We start from the raw sequence: 25489 nt of genomic DNA, 5'->3' as shown, positions 1-25489 counted from the left end.
GTTCGCTTAGCGAACCTTCTTTGTTTCTAACGGTAAATTTGTTGATCTGCGTACTTGCGCCATGTCTAAGCTGTTGAAATTTCAGTTTAAAAGTATTACCCATCGCTTGATCTTTAGCTGTGTGGTGTCAGCGATCGCTATTTATGGAATTTCCTATTGGCACGCCCGTCAATTGCTGAAAAGTACGTTAGACAATTGGGTGCTGGGGTTTGCTCAATCACGGGTTAATGAGATTGCCCATGAACTTGATAGCAAATTATTAGCGATCGAAAAACAAGCGCTTAATCTCACACGATCGCTTCAAGCTCCAACTGCAAATTTCAATCCTAATTCTCAAAATAATTTAGAGCCACAACTCCAAATTGCCCTAGATCAACTATTCGCGCAACCACAGGTACAGGCGATCGCCTTAGTTGATATTCCTCAAAGTATTACAGATACTGCCAACAAGGGTTGGCAATATAGTCGGCAAGAGCAATTTCGCAATCTCGATCAAAATCTAGCTACCAATTGGTTAGCTCGATGTCAAAGCGATCGCCATACAAATGATCAAATAAATTCTCAGGTTAAGCAGCAGGTTTTTTGGACAAAACCACATTCTCTCAATAATGGTTCAGCGCAATTCAGCACTACCTATTGCATCGTGCTAACCCAAGCGACCAATCCTGCTACGACCAGAATCTTAGCGATCACCATAGATTTGGATTGGCTCAAGGCAATGCTGAACCAGCAACCCTCCGTACAGTCCGATCAAGCATCCTATGAAACATCCGATTTGGAGGTTAGCGAACCTTTTGCGATCGCGCCATTAGCAGCACCAGATCAACAATGGCTAGTCAAACCTAACAACTCAGAGTTATTCAAATCTTTGCAATCTTCGCAACAGGCATTGGTTAATCATATTAATGACGCTCTTCGCCAAAGCTCGCAAATTTCAATCAATAATTTCCAAAATAAGGTTATTGCTAAAACTATCGATTCTACGGATTGGATCGTTGGCATTGTGATTTCTGAGGAAAAGTTAGAGAAATTACGACAGAAACATCTTTGGATCGTCATTTTCTCCATGTCTAAAGATATGGTGCTGATGTGTGTGGTAATTGCTTTGATCTCCCAATTGACCACTCGTCCCCTCCGCGCCTTAAATGCAAGTACGGAGGAAATGGCAAAAGGCAATCTTGATACTAATTTGCCCCCTGTTACTTCCAATGATGAAGTGGGGAGATTAACCCAATCATTTCGCCGAATGCGGGATTCTCTACAGCTTTATATCCATGATTTGCAAGAGACTACTGCTGCCAAACAGAAGTTAGAGAGTGAACTCTCGATCGCAGCTGAAATCCAGCGCACCATGCTACCCCGAACGAGTACTGTTAATAGTGTCAATTCTCCCTATGATATTTCCGCAGTCCTCAAGCCTGCAAGGATCGTAGGTGGCGATCTCTATGATTTCTTTTTGCTCGGTAGCGATCGCCTCTGCTTAATTATTGGCGATGTTGCTGACAAAGGTTTTCCATCAGCTTTACAAATGGCGCGTACCATCACCTTAATCCGCACCCTCAGTAAAGCTTTTAGTACACCCACAGAAATCCTACGGACTGTGAATATCGAACTATGTAAAGAGAATGAAGACTGCCTATTTGTGACAGTGTTTTGTGGTGTATTAGAACTGCAATCTGGTCGGTTTACCTATGCGAGCGGTGGACATGATGCACCGATATTAGTAAGCGATCGCCATGTACAGTATCTTGATTTGGAAACCATGCCCCCCTTGGGACTCTATGAAGATTCAGAATTTACCCAGCATGAATTTATGCTGCTACCTAATGATTTAATTCTGTTTTATACTGATGGGATTACGGAAGCATTGAACTCTGAAGGGGAGCTATTTTCAGATACAAGGTTATTGGAAATGATTACTTCCTATCCACCCACTAACCCCACCAAAGCGGTTCGCACCATTCAGCATTTTTGTCAGCAATTTGTGGGTAATGCTCCCCAATCCGATGATATTACGCTCTTGGCGATGCAGTACCTCCCATCAAATCCTTTTGCGGAAGTAGCTAATGTTATGGAATGGAACTTAACACTGAATAGTGAAATTACGGAACTAGAGGAATTAAAACAAAAGCTTGGACAAATTTTGCATGAGGCAGCGCTGCCAGTTGAGTTAATTGAAAATGCTCAGCTAATTGCTGAAGAAATTGTGGTCAATATTATTCAGTATGGCTATGACAATCGTAGGGATGGTTCAATTGACTTGCGGATTGAAATAACTGATCAAAAGCTAACTATGACTTTTGCCGACAGTGGCAAGCCTTTTAACCCTCTCACTGAGCTATCCACACCCGATTTAGAGCGTGACGATGATCAGCGATCGCTCGGTGGCTTTGGCTTTTTCTTAGTCCAAGAGCTATCTGATCATTTAGATTACGCCTACCGCAGTGGCAAGAATATACTGACGGCTAGTCAGTCAATTTGTAAATAGCCCAGCATAGTTATAAACCAAACCCAAATTGCTGTTTCGCACGCTATGCGAAACAGCAATTTGGGTTTGGGGTTTACTTATACCTAACTACTTTTGCTAACTGGAGTTTAGACTAAAAAAGGTAAAAAAGGCAGAGTAAAAGAGATACAAACTGCCTAAAGTAGATGAAAAGTAAAGAGACATCTACAGCCATGATTATTGATAAACTACAAGACTTTCGTCAACAGGTATATAGATTTTTAGGGAACGGACGGGATGCAATATTTGACTTGATGGATGCAGTATTGACCAGTCCGAGAGTGAAATCATTTGTAGAATTATCGTTATCCGCAGTGTATCGAAGAAAATGGTCAAGTCTGTATGAATCATTAAAAGACAGTCGCCCCAACCGAGGCAGGATAAGACGGTTATGTGTGGAACAAATACCCAAAGACATCCGCCCTTTGCTAGCAGGAGACCATACAGGATGGGGAAGACCCCATGCCAAAACGCTAAAAGACAGGAGTTTTGTGCATCAACCGAATTTGGTAGAAGGGAACAAACCGATCGTGTTAGGGCATGACTACAGCACCTTGGCATGGATACCAGAGATGACAGGGAGTTGGGCAATCCCGTTATGTCACGAGCGGATCAGTAGTTTTGAGACAGCAGGGCAAAGAGCCGCATTCCAACTGAGTCAAGTATGTCGAGATTTAACGGTAAGACCAATCGCTACTTACGACAGTGAATATGGCAGTGCCGTCTTTATGAATTTGACTGAGGATATCCCTGCCGATTTACTAATACGTCTACGTCCTAACCGATGCTTATACAAAGCCCCTGCGCCCTACAGTGGTTATGGTCGTCCTCGTAAGCATGGGGATAAATTCCAACTTGCCAATGCTGATAGTTGGGGAGAGCCATCGGCAACTTTTAGCTTAGAAGATGAGACGGTTGGACAGGTGCAAATCCAGCAATGGTCTAACTTACACTTTCGGCAAGCAGCCCAACGACATATTCAAGTTATTCGAGTTACACATTCTCATTGCTCTGGTTTGTGGTTAGCTTGGGTGGGTGAACAGATGCCGACTTTAGACTCCCTTTGGCGCTTGTACTTACGTCGTTTTGCCATCGACCATTGGTATCGTTTTGCCAAACAAAGATTACATTGGACTCTTCCCCATTTGTTGACTCCTCAGCAAGCTTTGCGTTGGAGTGACCTTATGCCTTTACTCTCTTGGCAATTGTGGTTGGCTCGTCAACTGGTTATTGATACTCCTTTGCCTTGGCAGAAACCTCAAACCAATCTTAATTTTGGTCGAGTCGCTCAGGGCTTTGCCGCACTTTTGGTCAGGATTGGCTCTCCTGCTTGTTCTCCCCAACCTCGTGGTAAGTCTCTCGGTTGGAAATCTGGACGCAAGCGTTCTCCTTTTTCTCGCTTTCCTGTCGTCAAAAAACGAGCTTCTCGCTCGAAAAAGGTCAATCAAGACTACCTTAATTCCTAACTTTCAATATTCTCTTTTTCTCTCTCTTGCTTTTTCTCAGTTCTCCGTTTTCTGGGTCACTTTTTCCTGCTCTTTTTCTGATTCTCTTAATCAACTTAGTCTAAATTCCAGATAGAGAGTTTGCTCAGCAAACTCTCTATCAAAGTCAGTTTTAAATGCGTTAATCTCCCAAATTTTGGGTACAAAAAAAGCCTCGCTAAGCAAGGCTTTGATTTTTTTCTTTTTTGATGGGCCGAGCTGGATTTGAACCAGCGTAGGCGTAGCCAGCGGATTTACAGTCCGCCCCCATTAACCACTCGGGCATCGACCCTTTGCTTAGATGTTTTCCAAGCGAATCTAATCATATACACTTATTGCACTACTGACAAGAGTAATTTCAAAAAAAATTAAAATACTTACCACCTCTATAAACAAAACCGAAAAGATGAGTGGCGGTGCTTCGCGCCGCCACTCATCTTTTCGGCAATCCTCGAAACCCGAGCGCGATCGCACTTAAGAAAATGATCCCCATTAAACCCGCTAGGGGATTACCATTTATCCCCGTCACCCACTCGGGTACAATCCCCGTGGGCTTGAGCAAATGCGTAGTATTGACGATGTAATAACACCAAACCAGACCGCCATGTAAACCGATCGCTACACCTAAACGTCCTTCACATCGCCACCTCGCCAACACCAGCGCAATACTGAGAATTACTAAACCTACAAATTGACTCCATGTAGCCAGTACAACATCTAGAGGTTTGATGAAATGCAGAATGGCAAAAAAAAGGCTTGCCGCAATAAGCGCAGTCTTTTGAGAATAGTCGCGCTCTAGTTCTGACAAGATCCAACCACGAAATAGCATCTCCTCCGCAAATCCCACCCCGATCGCTGTTAATAGTCCGGGTGCAATCGCGCCCTGCCAGTCCACAAAATACATCCCAAGGGTTGGTAACAATCTTGCTGATAAAGGTAGCCAGTTGACTGTTTGCAAAGTTAGCCAACCAAACCCCACTTGCAACGCCATAAAAACACATAAAGTGACGCTGCCCAAGCTCAGACCAAATAAAAAATCGCGTCCGTTTTTGACCGTAAAAGACAATCCGTAATAGCGGAAGGGATGGCTATATTTAGAGATCTTGTGACCCCACCACCAAATCAATCCTAAAAACTCGCAATACAACAAAATGGTCAGTGCTATCCCTACAGACTCTCCCCAAAGCAGATACATCGGTGCAGCGATCGGTAGCCAGATAGCCAGTAAGGTCAACAAAAATAAGATGATCCGCACAGGGGCTTGATAGGAATTTAAGCGAGAAATTAAGCGATCGAAGTTCACAACAAAATAAGGTAGGACTATTACTAAGAACAATCCTACCTTTTGGACAATCAATAAAAAGCTCTGATAAGGCTCTTGCGGATATAAAGATGCCCCACCAAATTTATCTAGCTTCGACTTCGCTCAGCTAACGTTGGCTGAGCGGAGTCGAAGCCATAGGTACTTCAATTAATAGCAAGTCCCTAATCAGCATTTTCCTTACTCTTCTGGCTCGATTGTGCTAGTTAATCCTTTACTTTGTAACCCTTCACAATAAAACTCTGCATGTTCTTGCACACAGGTAATTACTAATGCACAACCGTTAGAATGCGCCGCCATCATAATATCGACAGCCTGTGGTTGCGTTAAACCATTGACAACCTGCATTAAGGTTTGGACAACATATTCCATGGAATTGTAATCATCGTTATGCAGTAAAACTCGATATCTAGGGGCAATTTTGCGTATGGTTGTAGGACGAGTAATAGTTTCGGTAGACATAATCTAGGGTTTGCCTCCAGCAAGGATGAATTTATGGGTTTAAATAATTACGCAATTAAAGTTTGGTGCATTAAGAGGGATGAGAGTGTTTGCATATATGCGCTGTAGATAACACACCAGCCGATCTCATGTCTGCATAGTAGACCTGAACATTGAGATTTTAATAATACTTAATACATGACTACATATTATAAATACGAATCCCAAAAATGTGAAGTACAGATCGAGAGATCAATTTTCTTTAGGAATAGAGCAACCAGTCAAATTTGCCAATCCCTAAGCCAAAATATAAAGCGATCGCCACGATGAATAGCACAACGGAACCAATCATCAACACATAATCAGGGGTGGTTAATGCGGACTCATGTAAATAGGTACGCTGGGAACTCCCCGAAAAAGCTTTGGACTGGAGGACGATTTCTAGCTTTTGGGATTTAGAGAGAGAATTTAAAATTAAAGGTACAGCGACTTTCGCGTAAACCTGCGCCTTTTGAAATAATCCCATCTTCTCAAAATTGAGACCTCGCAATCGCTGTGACTCAATAATTGATTGCACTTCTTCTAAGAGCAATGGCACAAATCGCAAGGTTGACGAAAAAATAAACACAACTTTATAGGGAATCTTGGCACGTACCATCCCTACCGTCATTTGATTCACATCGGTCGTAAAAATTGCTAGGGGAATCACCAAAATCATCGTCAGGGTTTTAAAAACAATATTCAAACCATAGAGTGTTCCTTCTAAACTCATTTTCGCACTACCAATAAGCCACAAGGATTGCGGCAGGCTAAATAAAGGGGTTAATTCTGATTTATGGGCAAGGAGTTTTACCTGTTCCACATTAAAGAAGCCCATGCTTATAATCAGGAAAATATAAAAGGGAATCATCACCTTTAAAATGGTTCCTAAATAGTTGAGTCTGACTCCCGCAAGCACACAAGCAGCAATCACACTCAGCATCAGAATACCTCCCGCAATGGGACTTTCCCAAACGAAGGCAATGATCGTAATTGCAAGTATCGTCACTAACTTAGAGCGAAAATCTAAGCGTGTGAATAGAGAATCATATTTAACAGTTTGCAATTTCATAATAGATTCCTAGAAGCGTTGCTTACTCAGAAGATAGTTGCGGCGCTTCGCGCCGCAACTATAATAGATAATTCAAATAAAAAATAGGGCTTCGACTCCGCTCAGCCAACGTATATAGATGGCTGAGCGGAGTCGAAGCCTCTTTTAATTTATTTAGAACTTCTATATCTTCTGAGTTTTGTTTTTGTCCTAACATAACTGGTTACTCCTATAAGGTCTAATTTGGCATGAAGCTATTAGCGAATTCGGTGGGGGTGATGAGTGGATATTGCCGATCGCTAATTTTACTAAGATATTGCGATAACACAACTGATTGGGGTGGGGTTAGGTAAGTGGATTCTAGGAGATCAACTTGATGGTAGGCTTGACGCAATGGGGCATCGAGTAAAACAGTGCCTTTGCCCATGACGATCGCGCGATCGGCGTAGTCAGGCATCAGATATAAATGATGGGTAATCACAATTACAGTCTTGCCCATTTGGTGGAGTTGGCGACTGACCTCTAAAATGGAAGATGCGCCTTGATAGTCTTGTCCTGTGGTGGGTTCATCGAGAATGATAATCTCAGGATTCATCGCTAGGAGAGCCGCTATGACAATCCTACCGCGTTCTCCTTTGGGCAGAGATAGGGGATGGGCGTTGCGATGTTCCCATAGCTGCATCGCTTTGAGACTGTTGGTAGTTGCTTGCTCGATCGCTTTAGGGCTATAGCCAAGAAAGGGTAAAGCAAAGGAAACTTCCTTCTCAACACTGGTATTAAAGATTTGGTTGTCAGGATTTTGGGCGAGATAGCCAATGGATTGAGCTAGCTCACTCACCGATAGTTGGCTGGTATCGCGATCGCCTACGAGGACTTGCCCCTTAGTGGGTTGTAGCAAATTCAGAAAATGCTTGACTAGGGTGCTTTTCCCTGCACCATTCTGTCCAACAATCAGTACATATTCACCTGCGTGGATATCGATGGAAATATTTTTTAGTGCTTCCGTGCCATCAGCATAAATATGTTGGAGATTTTTCACGGAGAGGATGGGTGGTTTATCTAAGTTCGCTGATGAACTTGCAAAAACTGGTGGCGAAACTAGTTGCGATCGCGATCGCAATATCTCTAAATCTTTAATCCCCGATTCTAAAGTAACGGGAATCCGATCAAGATGAATCCCTGTTTGCTGAATTTTATGAAATGCTTGGGCAACTTCGGGAGGACGGAGTTTATTTTGCTGTAATAGCTCCACTTGACTATAAATTTCCGCAGGTGTGCCAAGTGCTTGCAATTTGCCATCCGCAAGCAAGGCAATGCGATCGCAAAACTCTGCCATCTCTTCCGCTGCATGGGATACCATCACAATCGATACGCCCAGATTCTCTTTTAACTCCTTGACCGTTGCAAACACCTCTTGAGAACCGATGGGATCGAGTTGTGAGGTTGGCTCATCGAGAATTAGTAAATCAGGCTGGAGAGCGAGGGCAGCAGCGATCGCTAATCTTTGTTTTTGTCCGCCTGATAGCTCCTGCGGATTCTTTTTCTCAAATCCCTCAAGGCGCACTGATTTTAAAACGATGGGAATGCGACGGAGAATTTCTTCACGAGGAATACAGAGATTTTCTAGGGCAAAGGCGATTTCATTTTCGACGGATGTGGCGGTAATTTGCACCTCAGGATCTTCAAAGACAATGCCAACATGTCGCGCTAATTCACTTACGGGATGCTCAAGGCTATCTAAACCCGCGATCGCAATTTTGCCAAAAAATCGTCCGCCATAAAACTGAGGAACGATGCCTGTTAAGGCTAAACATAATGTGGTTTTCCCTGCTCCTGTTGCGCCAATGATGCCAAGAAACTCACCTTTGTTAATCGTTAAGGAAATGTCTTTTAATACGGTTTCCTTGGCGTTGGGATAGATATAAGAAACTTTGTCTAAAACAGCGATCGCTTCCATAGAGTTGTGCATATCAGCATTAGGGTTCTGCAAATTTAATTTTTGTGGCATGGCGAAGCTACACCGCAACAATTAAGTTCGCTTAGGCAAAAGCTGTTGGATATCACTAGCTAGCTGTTTTAGTTTAACTGGTTTGGTGATGTATTCATTGGCTCCAGCCGCTAGACATTGTTCGCGATCGCCTGTCATTGCTAAAGCTGTAATTGCAATAATCGGAACATTGACTAAGTTGGGATCAAGCCGAATTTGTCTAGTTGCCTCTAGTCCATCGATCACGGGCATTTGAATATCCATCAAAATTAAGTCGGGACGATGCTCCTTCGCGATCGCGATCGCCTCTTGTCCATTTTTTGCTAAAAGTAGCCGATATCCCTTTGCCTCAAGATAAGCCGAGAGTGTACTGATATTTGCCTCATTATCATCAGCTATCAAAATCAATGGTGGAGCAGCTTTACTAGAATTGTATGTAGAAAGGCTAAATTCGGGATTTGATGATGGAGGAAGATTGGCTAAGGCATATGTCGCTGAGGCTTGGTATGGAAGATCGATCATAAAGCAGCTTCCAACCCCTAACTCACTAGTGAGGCTTACCTTACCTCCATGCAATTCTACAATCCTTTTAACTAGCGCTAGCCCTAAACCTGTACCTACATATTGGCGATTCAAGGCGCTATCGATTTGGATAAAGGGTTGAAATAGTTTTTGCATATTCTCGGCAGAAATCCCTATGCCTGTATCCATTACCGTAATTCTGAGATAATTCGCCGACTCAAGAGCAACAGATTCTGGAGAATGGGACACGGATAGGGTGATGGTTCCACCTTCAGGAGTGAATTTGACCGCATTATTGAGCAGATTGATTAAAACCTGTCTGATCCGCCGCTCATCCAACATCAGTTCGGGCAGGTGGGGGGGGATTCTGGCAATTAGTTTGATATTTTTAGCGGAAGCTTGTTGGTTGATAAATGTCATGCTCGATTGGCATAGATTCTCAATCGATATGTTATTTAGCTCTAGAGTCACTTTCCCTGACTCAATTTTGGCGACATCAAGAATGTCATTAATCAGTGCTAATAGATGAATACCGCTCGATTCCACAGTTTGCAAAGCCTTCATTTGCCGATCGCTCACTGCGCCAAAGACACCGTCGCGCATTCCCTCCGTCATCCCTAAAATGGCGTTGAGAGGAGTCCGCAGTTCATGACTCATATTGGCAAGGAAGTCATCCTTGAGTCTGGTTGCCCTCACCAAGTCTTCATTAGAAATAGCCAGCTTTTGATTGATCTCCGTTAACTTGGTTTCTGCTTGCTGGCGGACGGTGAGTTCCTGTTGTAATTGCTCAAACAGGCTGACCTGCTGAATAGCGATCGCTAACTGATTGGCGATTTGCTTGACAAGATCAATCTCCACATCTTGCCATACGCGGGGACTGGAGCATTGATGGATACAAAGCAATCCCCATAGTCCTTTGGCATTGAGCAGTGGCACTACTAAGTTAGCGCGTATTTGAAACTGAGCTAAAACCTGAACATGGCAATCCTGAAGTCCTGCATTGTAAATATCATGAACTGCTTGAATTCTACCTTGAGCATAGGAAGCCGAGTATTTTTGACCAAAGCAATGATCGTGAATTTTCGCAGCGATTGCGGAGTTAAATCCAGGTAAAACGAATTCCGCGACAAACTCACCATCATCAAAATTGGAGTCAGGATAGAATTTAAAAATACCAACTCGATCTGCATTCAGAAACTGTTGTATCTCCTGCACAGCCGTCTCAAAGGTGGTTTGCAGATTTAAGGACTGGCGAATGCGTTGGGTAATTTCTCTTAACAGAGATTCTCTTTCCGCCTGTTGCTGAACAACTTTATTAATTTGTTGACGCTCTTTCAGTTCGACTTGGAGCTGACTATAGAGATCGGATTGTTGAATAGCGATCGCTAATTGGCTTGATACCTGCTTAAGTAGATCAATTTCCCAAATTTGCCACTGACGAGGGCGATCGCATTGATGGGCAATTAACAATCCCCATAACTTTTGATTCTGGACAATTGGGACTACCAGTTTCGCTCTGGCTTGAATCTCCTTAAGGAACTCTACAAAACAGGGTAAAACAAATTGGTCAGGATCTTCGCTATCGCTCAGGGTATAGATTCTTCCTTGCACATAACGCTCATAGTTTTGTTCTGGAAATACCTCCTCTGGGAAAACAATATCTAAAACTTTGAGCCAATTAGGCGAAACCGACTCAGCAATGGCAGATCCCGTTCCCCCTGCAAACACGCGATAAACTAGCACCCGATCGCATTCTAAAACCTGATGTACTTCCTTAACTGTAGCATTGAGAATTTCTGTGAGATCCAACGATGACCGCATACTTTGCGTAATCGCACTCAGCAGATGTTCCTGTGTTACCTGTTGCTTTAACCGCAGTTCTGTCTGTTTGCGATCGCTAATGTCTTGGATGAGTGCCAGCAAATAGGACTTACCATCCTCGTCTAAGAGGGTCGTTCTAGACATCGAAATTATCAATTTACGTCCATCTTTGTGATAGATTTCCCATTCCTCGTTGCATAGCTGATGCTCTGTGGTGACAATATCCTCGTTATCACACAATGCTTGCGGCGAGACTGGCTTCAGGCTTTGCTCCCAACCTAAACGATTAATTTCGTCTAAGGTGTAGCCCGTGATTGTCTGCATTTGTCGATTCCAAACTGTGAAATGGAGAAAGGGATATTCCTCAATTTCATGGCAAACACATAGCCCTTCCGCCATGCTTTCCACAATTTGCTGACGGAAGTTATTTTCTTGCTGCAATCGCGCTTGCGTGAGCTTTTTAGCGGTTATATCATAACGAATTGCTAAATACTTAAATGGTCGTCCTTGAGCATTGATAAAGGGCACAACAGTGGTATCGACCCAATAGAGACTGCCATTCTTATGTCGATTGCATACTTCACCACGCCAAACCTCCCCTCTGGCGATCGTGCGCCACATATTTTGAAAAAAGCTATAGGGATGATAGCCAGATTTAAGAAGGCGATGGTTTTGCCCCATCAACTCATCATGGGAATAGCCTGAAATCTTACAAAAATATTCATTGGCATAGGTGATTGCGCCTTGAGCATCGGTAGTAGCCACGATCGCTGTTTGATCGAGGGCAAGTTTAAAAGCGGATAATTCTTGAAATAATTGCTGCTGTTGAATTTCGGCTTGCTTGCGATCGCTAATGTCCATCGCAATGCCAAATAAACGGCAAATTTGATTTGCGTCATTTTTAATGACTTCGATTTTGATAAAAATATAGGCTAAAGAACCATCATCGCGCCGAATCTGGAGATCTATTTCATCGGCTTCACCTTCGTTAATAGCGCGATCGATAAATTGGATCAAGCGATCGCGATCGTGACCAACAAAGTGATTGAGAAACTCCTCATAGCTTGGCTCTGGCAGATCCGACTCTAGACCAAAAATCCGAAAGATTTCTGCTGACCAAGTAATTTCTCGGGTTTGCACATCTAGTCCCCAACTCCCAAGATGGGCGATTTGTTGCGCCTCCCGCAATCGCATTTCACTTTGTTTCAACTCGGCGGTGCGGTTCCTTACTCGCTCTTCAAGCGTTTCATTGAGTTGTAGGAGCATCTCGATATTCTGTTTGCGTCCTGTGATATCTGAGTGTGTCCCAATCATACGGATTGGCTGTCTAGTTTCGCCCCATTCCACGACTTTTCCCCTAGCCAATACCCAGACCCATCCACCAATTTTGTGACGCATTCGGAATTCAACTTCGTACACTTCTATTTCATGGCGAAAATGTCGATCCAGCACTATTTCAGCTAGGGGCAAATCTTCAGGATGCACATTGTTCCGCCAAGTTTCTATGCTGATGGGTTGCAATTCATCAAGCGTGTAGCCTAACATCTCCACCCATCGACGATCTAAGGACACTGCTCCAGTTTCTACCCACCAGTCCCATAACCCAATACCTGAATTTTCGATCGCAAGTTGTAGGCGTTCTTTGGTTTGTTCTAGGTCTCGCTCAGCTTTCCGTCGTTCTAAACGGATATTTGCTTCCCTTAACTCGCGCCGTACTACTTCTGAGAGCCTTGCTAAATTGCCCTTTGATAAATAGTCACTTGCCCCCTGCCGCATCAAGCTTACCGCCAAAGTTTCCCCAATCATGCCTGAAACAACGATAAAAGGAACATCGCTCTGCCTTTGTTGGATGATATTGATTGCTGTTGGGGCATCCAGTTTTGGCAAACAATAATCAGAAATAATCACATCCCATCTCTGGCGATCTAAAGCTGCACATAGGGTTGCTTCGGTGTCTACTCGCTCCCAACTCACCTGAAACCCACCATGACGTAGCTCTCTTAACAACAAAAGAGTATCGTCTTCTGAGTCGTCAATGATTAAAGCATTGAGGTGGTCAGCCATAAAAATATTGCTAAAAATTTAGAGATAGGGATGGGTGCTGCTTAGCAGCACCCATCCCTATCTCTAAATTCTAATGGGATTATTAGGCAATGTAAAATAGATTGTTGCACCTTTTTCTACCTCTCCTTCAGCCCATACTTTGCCACCGTGACGATGGATTACACGCTGTACTGTCGCTAGACCAATGCCAGTACCCGGAAATTCATTGGTGTTATGTAAACGTTGGAAGACACCAAAAAGCATCTTGGTATAGTTCATATCAAAACCTGCACCATCATCACGGACAAAATAGACAGACTGCTCATTCTGCTCTATCATCCCAAATTCAATGCGTGTTGTGGCATGATGGCTGGTAAATTTCCAAGCATTTTGGATCAAGTTACTGATGATCACCCGCATGAGGGTGACATCAGCAGAAACGATAATTTCAGGAGCGATAACAGCTTCGACCTGTCGTTGCGGATCTGACTCTTGCAATTCACGGATTTGCTCTTGGACTAGGCTACTGAGATTGACTTTGCTATATTGCATTTCCGATCGCGAAACACGGGAGAGGCGCAGGAGATCGTCAATGAGCATTCCCATGCGTTGAATGTTGCGACGGATGCGCTCAAAGTAGTCACGCCCATCTTCATCAAATTTATCGCCATAATCCTCCATTAAGGCGTTACTGAAGCCATCGATCGCTCTTAATGGTGCGCGTAGATCGTGGGATACGGAATAGGCAAAGGCTTCTAGCTCACGGTTAGAGGCTTCTAGCTGTGCTGAGGTTTGCTGGATTAGGGCTTCTGCTTGTTTGCGATCGCTAATGTCAAAGTTAATCCCTACCATTCGTAGTGGTTCCCCTAGTTCATTACGCTGTACTAGAGAATAGGCCTTAATAAAGCGGCTAGTTCCATCAGGGAGGACAACTCTAAATTCAGGATCATATTCTTTTTCGCCACGCAAGGACTGTTGAATCGCATTTTCGGTATTGATGCGATCATCTGGATGTAAGGTGCTTGCCCAAGCTTCGTAGGCATTCGCAAATTGATCTGGTTTGAGTCCATATAGCTCATACATCCGATCATCCCATTGGAGAACGTTCTGGATAACATCCCAATCCCAAATGCCGATCTCTGCGGATTTAACAGCAAGGGTTAAGCGATCGGAGAGATTACGGAGAGCAGATTCGGCTTGCTTGCGATCGCTAATATCCTGAGCCGTGCCAATGGTCTGTTTAGGACGACCCTGCTCATCTCGACTAAATATAGAATCACGGCTATAGAGCCAGCGATATTCACCATTAGCATGACGCATCCGATATTCCAGTTCAAAGATATCACCATCTTGAGCCGCATTAATCTTTTGGTAATAGCCATAGATTTTGGGAAGGTCATTGGGATGCATCAAATTAGAAAAGAAGTCTGACCCCATAGCTTGAACCTCTGCGGCGGTATAACCAAGTACGGAGGCAACTTCGCGATTACAGTAAACATTGCGATGTTCTTGCAGATCATAGAGATAGAGGATATTGGGAGAGGCATCGGCAATTTTCTGAATAAAGCGCTGTTTTTCTAAAATCTCATCTTCAGCATATTTGCGATTCGTAATATCACGCGCAGCAGCATAGATCGAATTACCATAGGGGCGCGAATACCACTCGATATAGCGATAGGTTCCATCTTTGCATCGATAGCGATTGACAAAGGCGATTACTGCCTGTTGTTCACTTAAATTAGACATGACTTTTAGGGTGGCTGCAATATCATCGGGATGCACAAAGTCTAAGAACTTTTCGCCTTCAAGTTCCTCGAGGGTATAGCCCAAGGTGGTTTCCCAAGAGCGATTGAGCCGACAGAAATTACCTTCCATATCAGCAATACATAGTAAATCCAAAGCCACACTAAAGAAGCGCTCTAATTCTTCTTTAGACGCTCGCAATTGCTCCTCAGCCTGTTTGCGATCGCTAATATCAATATGACAACCAATCATCCGTATCGGATTGCCCTCAAAATCCCATTCGATCACCTGTCCTGAGCAAATTACCCAAACGGTGGAACCATCTTTATGACGATAGCGCACTTCAATAGAGTAAGGGATCTCACCATGACTCTGGACATGCCGTTCAAAGGCTTCCATAGCTTTGGGTAAATCTTCGGGAAAGATGATCTGCTGCCAACTTTCGGGGAGATTGGCGATCTCATGATCCTCGTAGCCAAACATCTGTTTAAAGCTGGGGCTGAGATATTCATAATGTTTAGGGATATCCCAATCCCAATAACCAGCTAAGACAATATCCAAAATATTCTCTAGCAGTTTGAGTTCATTTCGCACCTGCTCAGAGAGTAGGCGTTCTTTTTCTGCCTGCTTGAGGTCACTAATATCTCTAGCGATCGTCGAAAATTGATTGATATTGTTATCACTTCCACGGTGGCAAACAATCATTTGTAAAACAGGGATTTCTGTACCATCTCTGCATCGGAATATGGTTTCACCTGACCAAAATCCCTGCTGAATGCATTGGGGAAGGGCTTCCTGCAAAACAAATTCAGCAATATGGGGCGGATGATAATCAGGTATCTGTGTATTGTAAATATCTGTAGTAGATTCTAGACCCAATATCGACTTGCCAGTTTGATTGAGATATGTAATCCGACCTTCCCCATCTGCCGAAGCAATAATGTCACGGGCGGCTTCGAGAATATCTAGACGGTGTTTTGCTTGTTCTTCGGCAAGTTTGCGATCGCTAATATCGGTATGGGTTCCTAACATACGCAGGGCTTTTCCCTCCGCATCCCATTCTACAATTTTGCCAAGCGAGAGAATCCATTTCCATTCGCCACTATAGGTGCGTTGACGAAACTCTACCTTATATTCGGGAATATTGCCTGCTATATATTCTTGATAGATATTTGCCACCGTTATGTGATCGTCTGGATGTAGACGTTCAATCCAAGCCGCATTAGTTTCTTCAAAGGTTGCGGGATCGTATCCCAGCATGATGGCATATTCAGGGCTGACAATCACTTTTCCTGTTTGCACATTGAGGTCATATAGACCTTGATTGGCTGCCATTAATGCCAATCTCAGTCGTTCCTCACTCTCTTTTAGATTAACTTCTGATATTTTGCGATCGCTAATATCGGTGATCGTACCGACATAGCCGATGATGTCACCAATTTCATTGCGTTGGGACACCGATTGTCCATATACCCAAGTAATTTTTCCTGACTGATTTTGAAATCGATATTCTAGTTGAAAAGGTCGATTTTCTTGAACGGATGTATACCATTCCGCCGATACGAGTTCGCGATCGCTTAAATGTATCGCATTGACCCAACCGAACCCCTGAGCCTCTGATGCTGTTAATCCTGCAATTTGACACCAGCGCTCATTGACGTAGAGGCAATTTCCTTCAGGATCAGTACGAAAAATACCGACTGGGACGGCTGTTGCTAGCGAAGCAAATCGCTGTTCACTATCGCGGAGATTCGCTTCAGTTCGTTGACGCTCTAACAGTTCAGCTTGAACCTGTTGGTAAGCCATCGCTTGTTGAATTGCGATCGCAATTTGCACCGCCATGTCATCTAGTAGTTTGAGGTCATCTTCCATCCATTGGCGATAGTGATCACACTGATGACCGATTAGCAGTCCCCACAATTGACCAGATACTTGAATAGGAACGATGAGACTAGATTTGACCTGATACTTTTCTAGAAGTTGGACATAGCATTTAGGATAATCGACCCCATGGACATTGTTAATTGAGATCGTTCTACCTTTACTATATTTCGAGGTAGTATCACCACGAAAACAAGGATCATCAATTTCATCGTGTAATAATGATCGCCAACCATCTCCCACAGACTCAGCTACGATTATCCCTCTTCCCTCAGATGGGATTTGCCAAATGACTGTGCGATCGCATTCCAAAAAAGCTCTTGTTTCCTGTACTGTTGCTTCTAAAATCTCTGGCAAATGCAATGAATTTGCAATCTTGACAGAGATTTTAGAGAGAATCTTCTCTCGCTCAGCTTTGGCATTGAGCGCGGCAGTGCGCTCTTTTACTTGTACTTCTAGCTCATTGGCATAGCGTTCCATCAATTGGAGCTTTTCTTCTTCTAACTGCGATACCTTCTTCATTAAAATATTAGATAAGGTATATAGTTCTATCGGGTTGAGTGCCTGCAAGAGACTCGTTTGCGTCACCACGCCTACCAATGCACCGCGAGCATCTGTGACTGCCAAGCGACGAATTGATTGCTGCTCCATGATCTGCTGCACGACCATGAGTGAGTCTTCAGGAGACACCGAAAATACAGGTGTACTCATTACTACATGCACTTCAATGCTATCTAGGCTCAGTCCTAATGATTGGAACTGGACGATATCTCTCTCCGTAATGATGCCCAAGGGGATTTGGAAAGGGTTCCCATCGTGATCGACTTGAGTATCCACGATTAAAACTGAACTAATGTGGCGTTCTGTCATTAACTGGGCGATCGCTAGCATTAACGTCGATGGAGCCGCGCATACCACTGCTGCTGTCATCACTTCAGAGACTAAGCGTAAACGCAATAAATCTACTGGGCGAGCCAATTGACGTATGCTCTCATGGGTGACTATTCCCAACAAATGATCATCTTTGTCTACTATGGGTATATGCCGAATATGAAACTGTTGAAGTATATTTACCACCGAAAACAAATCAGTAAACTCTGATTCTTTTAAGGTGATCACTGGTGATGCCATGACCTCACGTACCGTTAAACTACTTAGCGATCGCTGTTGAGCACTTATCCTCACAATATCCCGTTCTGTGACGATACCAATTACTTTGGAGTCGTCCATAACTAAGACACAACTTGATCGCGCTTCTATATGAACATCATTTAGCTTCCCTTCCCCGTGATTTGCTGGACAAGATATTCTGACACTACTCATTTGCGCGATCGCGTCAATCACCATCAGATCAGCATTCACCACCAAGGGATTAGGAATGATTGCCGACTTCAAATCAATGGAAGCGAGAGAAGCTGCTATGGGAGACATAATGTTTGTTACATTTTGTTTAAAAGCTGTCGAATTGTTTGATCTAGCTGTTTCAAGCGTATAGGTTTAGTCAGATATTCATTCGCTCCTGATTCTAAACATTTTTCGCGATCACCTGCCATCGCGAGGGCAGTTAAAGCAATGATGGGAATATGCGCCAACTGGGGATCAAGCCGAATTCTCCTAGATGCCTCTAGTCCATCCATAAGCGGCATTTGGATATCCATCACAATCAAGTCGGGTTGATATTGCTTCGCGAGATCAATCACCTCTTTGCCATCTTTGGCTAAGATCATGCGATAACCCTTGGCTTCAAGATAACCAGAGAATGTAATTATATTAGCCTTATTATCATCAGCTATCAAGATTAACGGCGATTTACCTTCTGGTGGTTGTTCTAAAGCTGCGTTGGATGTCACAGTTTCAGTTGTTGGCGATTCTTCTTGTCTTGGCTCAGACTCATTGAAGGGAAGATCGACGCTAAAGCGACTACCTACATCCACCTCACTCGTTAGCCCGACCTTGCCCCCATGCAATTCCACAATACGTTTTACTAAGGCAAGCCCTAAACCTGTCCCCACATACTGACGGTTCAAAGCACTATCAATTTGAATAAATGGTTGAAAGAGTTTTTGAATATTCTCCTCTGAGATGCCAATTCCTGTATCAATCACCACAAAGCGCAGATAAGGAGGATTACCACTTTCTTTTACATGAGATACCTCTAGGGTGATTGTTCCACCTTCGGGGGTGAATTTCACAGCATTGTTGAGAAGATTGATCAGGACTTGGCGCATACGGCGCTCGTCCAATATTAGATCTGGTAAATATTTGGGAATCTGATGAATCACCTGAATTCGTTTGTTCAGCGCCTGTTGCCTAATAAATGTCAAACTCGATTGGCATAGATTTTCGATGGATGTAGATGCTAGATCTAGGTTGACCTGTCCCGACTCAATTTTGGAAACATCGAGAATGTCATTAATCAAGGCTAATAGATGTGTAGCACTACCTTCAATTGTTCGTAATGTTTTGCTTTGCCGTTCGTTGAGTGTTCCAAAGATCTGTTCCTGCAAGGCTTCATTTAGCCCCAAAATGGAGTTGAGTGGGGTGCGAAGTTCATGACTCATATTAGCAAGGAAGTCATCTTTCATTCTCGTTGCACGCATGAGTTCATCATTAGAAATGGCTAGCTTTTGATTGCTTTCAGTTAATTTCATTTCTGCCTGTTGGCGTTCGGCTAGCTCTTTTTGGAGACGCTCAACTAGGGTTGCTTGCTGAATAGCGATCGTTAGCTGATTGGCGATCTGCTGGACTAAATCAACCTCGACTGCCTGCCAAATCCTTGGTTCGTCACATTGATGAATACAAAGCAATCCCCATAAACCATCTAGATTTAGCAATGGAACTACTAGATTTGCCCTAATCTGAAACTGTTCCAATATCTGGATATGGCAGTCAGTTAAACCTGCCTGATAAATGTCATCTACATCCTGAATTTTGCCATTTTGATAGGCAAGGGCATATTTTTCACCAAAGCAGTGATCATGGACTTTAATGGCGATCGCTGAATTAAAAGGAGGCAATACTGACTCAGCGACAAATTCACCATCATTAAATTGAGCAGACGGATAAAACTGAAAAACACCCACCCGATCCGCATTCAAAAAGAGTCTTATCTCTTTAACGACTATTTCAAAGATAGTTTTCAGCTCAAGGGATTGGCGTATGCGTTGCGTAATTGCTAATAAAATCGATTCGCGTTGCGCCTGTTGCTGAATGAAGATTTCCGTCTGCTTCCGTTCGGCAATATCCGTAATTGTCCCGATCGCTCTGATGGCACGCTCATTTTCATCAAGTACGGCTTGTCCCCGTGACAAAAACCAATGGGGCTGACCATGCACGTCGATTAAGCGATGCTCACAGGTAAATTCTGCAACTTTGCCCTCTAAATGATTCTGTAAAGCTGTGGTAAATGCTTCGCGATCGCTACTATGCACATAGTCTAACCAAGACTGAAATTGGCAGGGACTAGACAAGTCTTGGTTGACATAGCCAAGCCAATGCTGAATACCTTGCTCAAATACAAATTGATCTGCCTGTATATCCCAATCCCACACCCATACTTTGGCGGCACTAGTAGCCAGTTCATAACGTTGGACTGCTTCCTCGTATTTGCGTTCAGCGCTGATCAACTCCATTTGCTTATAACCTTTAAGCTGCTCAAACACCGATGCAAAGGTTGAGCCGAGAAACCCAATTTCATTGGGAGGGAGTTGGGGCAAGTCAAAATTTTCCCTTTGTTCGCTATCTTTGATCGCGAGATGAATCTTTGCTAAAGGCGCGAGGACTAATTTACGGATTAGCCAACCCATAAATACCAAAATCAACCCCATGCTGATTACCATGACCAAAATCGCCAGTAGGGCATTTTGTAAAGCTTCTCGCTCGATTTGTTGTAGATCGAGAATAGCGATCGCGACACCACGGTATTGATTGAGTTCCGATGAAGTCTTACTTAACTTTTTAAATAAAGTGCTACTAAAGGGCAAAAACTGCACAAAAACGGGTTTTCCATGCACGACTGTCCGCAGATTTACTTCTGTACCATTACGGGATGCTTGTTGTAACGATGCTGCGAGATTGGGATGAATATTTGCATAAGTAGTAGTACCGATCTCCTTTATCTCGATGACATTGCTATGGGAAAGTATTAACCCATCGGGATCAACAATGGAGATCTCTAATACTGTGGGCAAGGTGGCATAGTTCTCGACAATGCGATCTAACAAAAATGCCTCTTTGTCTTCAATCAAGCCTTCAGTCGCAAACTCCAAGCCTTGGGTAATTGACATGGCACGTTGTTTGACTTGCTCCTTCAAATTAGATCTTAGATAGGCATAGGTAATCGATATAGCCGCAAAACCAATTACTGCAATGGATACACCAAATCCAATGAGTAATTGATTCGAGAGTTTATTTTTAGGCGATCGAAAGAGACTTTTCATGATTATTTCATGACCATACGGTAGATTGCATTGTAGGTAGGTTGACAACTTCCACCCTGTCCCGAAGCTTTACTTAAGTTTCCGCTTTCATCGGGGAAACTTAAGTAAAAAGCGCTATATTTTCCAGTTTTTAGTTGCTTTGGTGATTGGTGCAGCATTAATTTCGACATCTTCACGAATGTTGCGACCATGACGGGGATCAGATAACAACAATTGACGAGTTTGCTGATAAGCCTCACTTAAACGTCCACCCTCAAACATCCGACGATTCATTGCTAGGTCTCCTTTTTTCAGCCCTTGATAGTCAGTGGTAAATACTTCAGTGGTGACACCCAATTGCTTGGCAACGGAGGCAAAAACTTCCTGTGGCTTAGTTTCTACGGCTTTCATCACATCAAACCAAGTCTCGATAAATCTGACTAACTCATCTTGTTTGCTACTAATGATGCTAGAACGGGTTGCCAATCCATCAATGACAACGCTATCCACATCCGCAGTCGTATGAATCACTTTACCGCCAACAGCTTTTGCCACATCGGTCATGAGCGGTTCCCATAGGGTCGAGGCACTAATATCGCCCTTTTTGAGCATATTTGCGCCCCTTTCATTAATCACATCGACAATTTCAACATCTTCAGGTTTCAGTTGATTTGCCTTCAGTGCTTCCAACAAGACCAAATGAGAAACAGTACTGAGCTTGGCGCTAACTTTTTTGCCCTTTAAATCCTTGACAGATTTAATTTCTGGTCTTGCCGCGATCCCATCAGAGCCAGAGGAAATATCAACTACCATCACAAACACGGGCTTGTCCTGAGCCGTATCTACCTGCATTACCTCAGGTAAAGGGACAAAGCTCACATCCTGTGCGCCCCGCATGGTTGCCCGAATATTGTCTTGCTGATTGATAAAACGGATAAATTCTACATCTAAGCCATGTTTGCGAAATAGTCCTGCTTCTTTGGCATATAAGGCAATTTGATAGCCTGGCCAACTGTTGAGACCCACCTTAAATGGTTTCAGGGTAACTTCATTATTTAAGCTACAAGCTTTGATCGCGATCGCAGTTAAGCAAGTAAATATAATCAGCGAGAATATTCTTAAGAATTTAGATTTCATAGTGCTGTTAATTCTCAATAATGTGGCAAAGAATATCAATTAAAAATAGCGTCACTATAGCGCCACTATTTTTAAATTCATCTTTTAAATTCATAGAGGTTACGTTAAATCTATATAAATAAATTCCGTAAGTCTTTACCCACCCGTGCACCCTTTAACTTTTAAAGAGCTGTAATCATCCTACAATGAATGATATAGACAACTACTGTATAACAAATAATTTTGACAAGTTAAGAATGTCTTCAGTATCCGCCATTTCTATTGTATAGCTATAGCAATCCTAAATGGTTTGTGGAAGCGCACCCAAAAAATCTACAAATGATTTAGGAAACCCAGAAGAGAGTTGCGGCGCTTCGCGCCGCAACTCTCTTCTGGCTATATATCTAAGAAAGCCTGTATCTTTTGGGATAACATTTTTAGTCTCACAGGTTTAGTCAGATATTCATTCGCACCCGCATCTAGGCATTTTTCGCGATCGCCTGTCATTGCTAAAGCCGTCATCGCAATAATCGGAATATTCACCAAAGTGGGATCGCGTCGAATTTGTTTGGTTGCCTCGATTCCGTCCATAGATGGCATTTGAATATCCATCAAAATCAAATCTGGGTGCTGAGTTTGGGTAATTGCGATCGCCTCTAATCCATCCTTAGCAATCAAAACTTGATAACCATCCGCTTCTAGATAGTTTGCGATACTGTGAACATTCGCTTCGTTATCCTCTGCCAATAGGACAATGGGAGAATGCGCTCGACATTTGATGTCAGAGATAGTAGTTGCTTCTATTTGGGGTATTGCCTTTTCCACCTTGATGTGAGGATTACGGAAATCAACGCTGTAGGGCAATTCAATGGTGAAACAACTACCTACTCCCAATTTACTAGTTAAGCTGACACTACCACCATGCAATTCGACAATTCTTTTGACTAAGACTAGTCCTAATCCCGTTCCTTCGTAGCGTCTATTTAAAGCACTATCGATTTGGACAAATGGTTGAAAGAGTTTTTGGATGTTTTCTGGGGAAATACCTATCCCCGTATCACTTATGGAAATCTGGAGTTTATGCTCAGCAGCTAAATCTTGATCTGGAGCAGGCTTGACTGTGAGCGTAATCACTCCCCTCTCTGGAGTGAATTTGACGGCATTATTCAATAAATTAATCAATACCTGACGAATGCGCCGTTCATCAGCAATCAGGTTAGGCAAATTGTGTAAGAATCTAGTCTCTAGTTGAATATTCTTCTTCATCGCCTGTTGCCTGACAAAGACTAAACTAGATTGACAAAGACTTTTAATAGAAAATGATGTGCAATCTAGCTCTATTTGTCCTGATTCAATTTTGGCTAGGTCAAGGATTTCGTTAATTAACTCCAGTAAATGAGAGCTACTACGTTCAATAGTTTTTAATGCTCTGGTTTGACGCTCATTGGCAACACCATAGACTTGCTCCAGTAGCCCCTCAGTCATACCCAAAATTGCATTGAGAGGAGTGCGGAGTTCATGGCTCATATTAGCTAGAAATTCATCCTTGAGGCGGGTGGCGCGAATTAGCTCTTCATTTGTTCTTTGTAATGCTGCTGTGCGTTCTACCACTTTAGCTTCCAGTGCTTGGTTGAGTTGTTGGAGTTGTTGCTCAGCAAGTTTGCGATCGGTAATGTCACGAATAATAATTAGCACTTCTCGATCATTGAGGGGGGCAATGCGAACCTCTTCGTACAGTGGTGTGCCGTCAAAATCAAAGATTTGCTCATAAATCTGTAAGCTTCCAGTAGCGATCGCCTTTTTCGCATAGTCAAGACGTTGTTCTGCCTTGTCAGGTGGCAAAATGCTGAAGAGTTCTGTTATATCAGGTGATTGGCATGGTTCTTTTACATGCACATTTTTACCACCTGAAATCTGAAGATATCGACCCTCCACATCCATCTTAATTAATAGATCTGGCATGGTTTCTACGATAATGCGGTTTGTCAACTCACTTTCCCGCAGCGAGGCTTCCATTTGTTTGCGATCGCTAATGTTACGGATCATAAATAGGACTTCATCTTCGCCACTTTTGATCACTCTGACCTCCTCATATTGGAGGCGATCGCTGATTTGCAGTTGCTGCTCATAGACTTGCAAATCACCTGTAGCTAGGGCTTGGCGCAGGTGATACCACTGCCGCTCAGCTAACTCCTCAGGCAAAACACTAGCCATAGATAGCCCCGTGAGATTAGTTTCTGCGGCAACGAGCGCAAAGTCACGGGGCACAGTAAAAAAATCTCGATAAATCCCATCCTGATCCACACGAAATATCAGATCGGGAAGCGCAGATAGGACAGCACGACTATGGGCTTCGCTCTTTTGTAAGGCGGCTTCTGCTTCTTCGCGCTGTACCAATTGATCTTGCAACTTTTGATAATTGGCAGCCTGCTCAATGGCGATCGCATTACTAATGTATTTAGTAAATAAGGCGGCGATCATCACTGACAGTATCAAGCTCACCATCACTATTTGAATCCGCAGTACCTTAGCTTGCGATAGCGCCAGATCCACTTCAATTTCTCGCTGCTCTAGCAATTGCATATATGGATCTAAGCGATCGCTTAGATCCATAAACTTCACAAAGTTCGCATTCTCAAAGATTTTTTCTAACTGCAATTCTGCCACTCTTAGGGTTTGGGGTGACGCAGCCAATGGCTCTAATTTGGTAATTACTTTTTGGGTATCTTGCTTTAATTGTCTGACGAAAACCTCATTCTCTTCTAATAACGGCTGTAGTCCTACTATCGTCGATGGTTTGCCTGAAGCGTTATGAGTTTCTAAAATGGTCAGAACTTTTTGAATATGCTCAAGCAATTTCTTGCTCTCATCATGCAACTCCTCTGGACGTTGGAAATGCTGGGATAGCTGTTTGGCAGGACGATTATCCAAAATGCTGATTTTGAGAGCATCCAGAAATCTCCGTTCTTGAGATATTGTTTGGTTTCTTTGGAGAGCTTCTTGATGATAGTAATTACCAATTACAAAACCAGTCGTCGAACCCAAGAAGGTCATACTTAGGGCGATCGTATATCCATAAACTATTTTTTTGCTTATATACATGGTAATCGAAGCGC

11 protein-coding genes and 1 tRNA gene are annotated in these 25489 nt (G+C 43.3%); 2 read left to right on the top strand and 10 right to left on the bottom strand.

The window, feature by feature from the left end; all coding sequences use genetic code 11:
• The first annotated feature begins 61 nt into the window (after positions 1 to 61).
• Together HC246_RS06195 and HC246_RS06190 are read left to right on the top strand one after the other, a co-directional pair.
• Positions 62 to 2488, top strand: a complete 2427-nt coding sequence (locus tag HC246_RS06195; protein ID WP_169362618.1) for a SpoIIE family protein phosphatase — start codon at positions 62 to 64, stop codon at positions 2486 to 2488.
• 191 nt (positions 2489 to 2679) lie between these two features.
• Complete coding sequence (locus tag HC246_RS06190) at positions 2680 to 3972, top strand: NF041680 family putative transposase (RefSeq protein WP_169364407.1); 1293 nt, start codon at positions 2680 to 2682, stop codon at positions 3970 to 3972.
• Between the two features lie 228 nt (positions 3973 to 4200).
• Here the strand turns inward: HC246_RS06190 and HC246_RS06185 are convergent.
• From HC246_RS06185 to HC246_RS06140, 10 genes are all read right to left on the bottom strand, one after another.
• A tRNA-Tyr gene (locus HC246_RS06185) sits at positions 4201 to 4282 on the bottom strand.
• A gap of 141 nt (positions 4283 to 4423) precedes the next feature.
• The gene (locus HC246_RS06180) at positions 4424 to 5347 is read right to left on the bottom strand and encodes a CPBP family intramembrane glutamic endopeptidase (protein WP_225902921.1); all 924 of its coding nucleotides are present in this window, start codon (positions 5345 to 5347) and stop codon (positions 4424 to 4426) included.
• 144 nt (positions 5348 to 5491) lie between these two features.
• Positions 5492 to 5773, bottom strand: a complete 282-nt coding sequence (gene clpS / locus HC246_RS06175; RefSeq protein WP_169362617.1) for an ATP-dependent Clp protease adapter ClpS — start codon at positions 5771 to 5773, stop codon at positions 5492 to 5494.
• A gap of 241 nt (positions 5774 to 6014) precedes the next feature.
• Positions 6015 to 6863: an energy-coupling factor transporter transmembrane component T family protein gene (locus HC246_RS06170; RefSeq protein ID WP_169362616.1), complete on the bottom strand. Its 849-nt coding sequence runs from the start codon at positions 6861 to 6863 to the stop codon at positions 6015 to 6017.
• Positions 6864 to 7080: 217 nt separating this feature from the next.
• Positions 7081 to 8799 carry an ABC transporter ATP-binding protein gene (locus HC246_RS06165; RefSeq protein WP_169364502.1) on the bottom strand — a complete coding sequence of 573 codons (1719 nt, stop codon included), beginning with the start codon at positions 8797 to 8799 and terminating at the stop codon, positions 7081 to 7083.
• A 72-nt stretch (positions 8800 to 8871) separates the two neighbouring features.
• On the bottom strand, positions 8872 to 13236 hold the full coding sequence (locus HC246_RS06160; protein WP_169362615.1) for a PAS domain-containing protein: 4365 nt from the start codon (positions 13234 to 13236) through the stop codon (positions 8872 to 8874).
• A gap of 63 nt (positions 13237 to 13299) precedes the next feature.
• A complete protein-coding gene (locus tag HC246_RS06155; RefSeq protein WP_169362614.1) occupies positions 13300 to 18270 on the bottom strand; it encodes a PAS domain-containing protein in 4971 nt (1656 codons plus the stop codon).
• Between the two features lie 8 nt (positions 18271 to 18278).
• Complete coding sequence (locus tag HC246_RS06150) at positions 18279 to 21278, bottom strand: ATP-binding protein (protein ID WP_169362613.1); 3000 nt, start codon at positions 21276 to 21278, stop codon at positions 18279 to 18281.
• 114 nt (positions 21279 to 21392) lie between these two features.
• Positions 21393 to 22394: an ABC transporter substrate-binding protein gene (locus HC246_RS06145; RefSeq protein ID WP_169362612.1), complete on the bottom strand. Its 1002-nt coding sequence runs from the start codon at positions 22392 to 22394 to the stop codon at positions 21393 to 21395.
• Positions 22395 to 22769: 375 nt separating this feature from the next.
• Positions 22770 to 25475 carry a PAS domain-containing hybrid sensor histidine kinase/response regulator gene (locus HC246_RS06140; RefSeq protein ID WP_169362611.1) on the bottom strand — a complete coding sequence of 902 codons (2706 nt, stop codon included), beginning with the start codon at positions 25473 to 25475 and terminating at the stop codon, positions 22770 to 22772.
• Between the last annotated feature and the right edge of the window lie 14 nt (positions 25476 to 25489).

This window comes from Pseudanabaena yagii GIHE-NHR1 (assembly GCF_012863495.1).
GTDB classification, from domain to species: Bacteria; Cyanobacteriota; Cyanobacteriia; order Pseudanabaenales; family Pseudanabaenaceae; genus Pseudanabaena; species Pseudanabaena yagii.
Note: the sequence above shows the minus strand (reverse complement) of the source record. Positions and strands in the feature narration are given on the sequence as shown.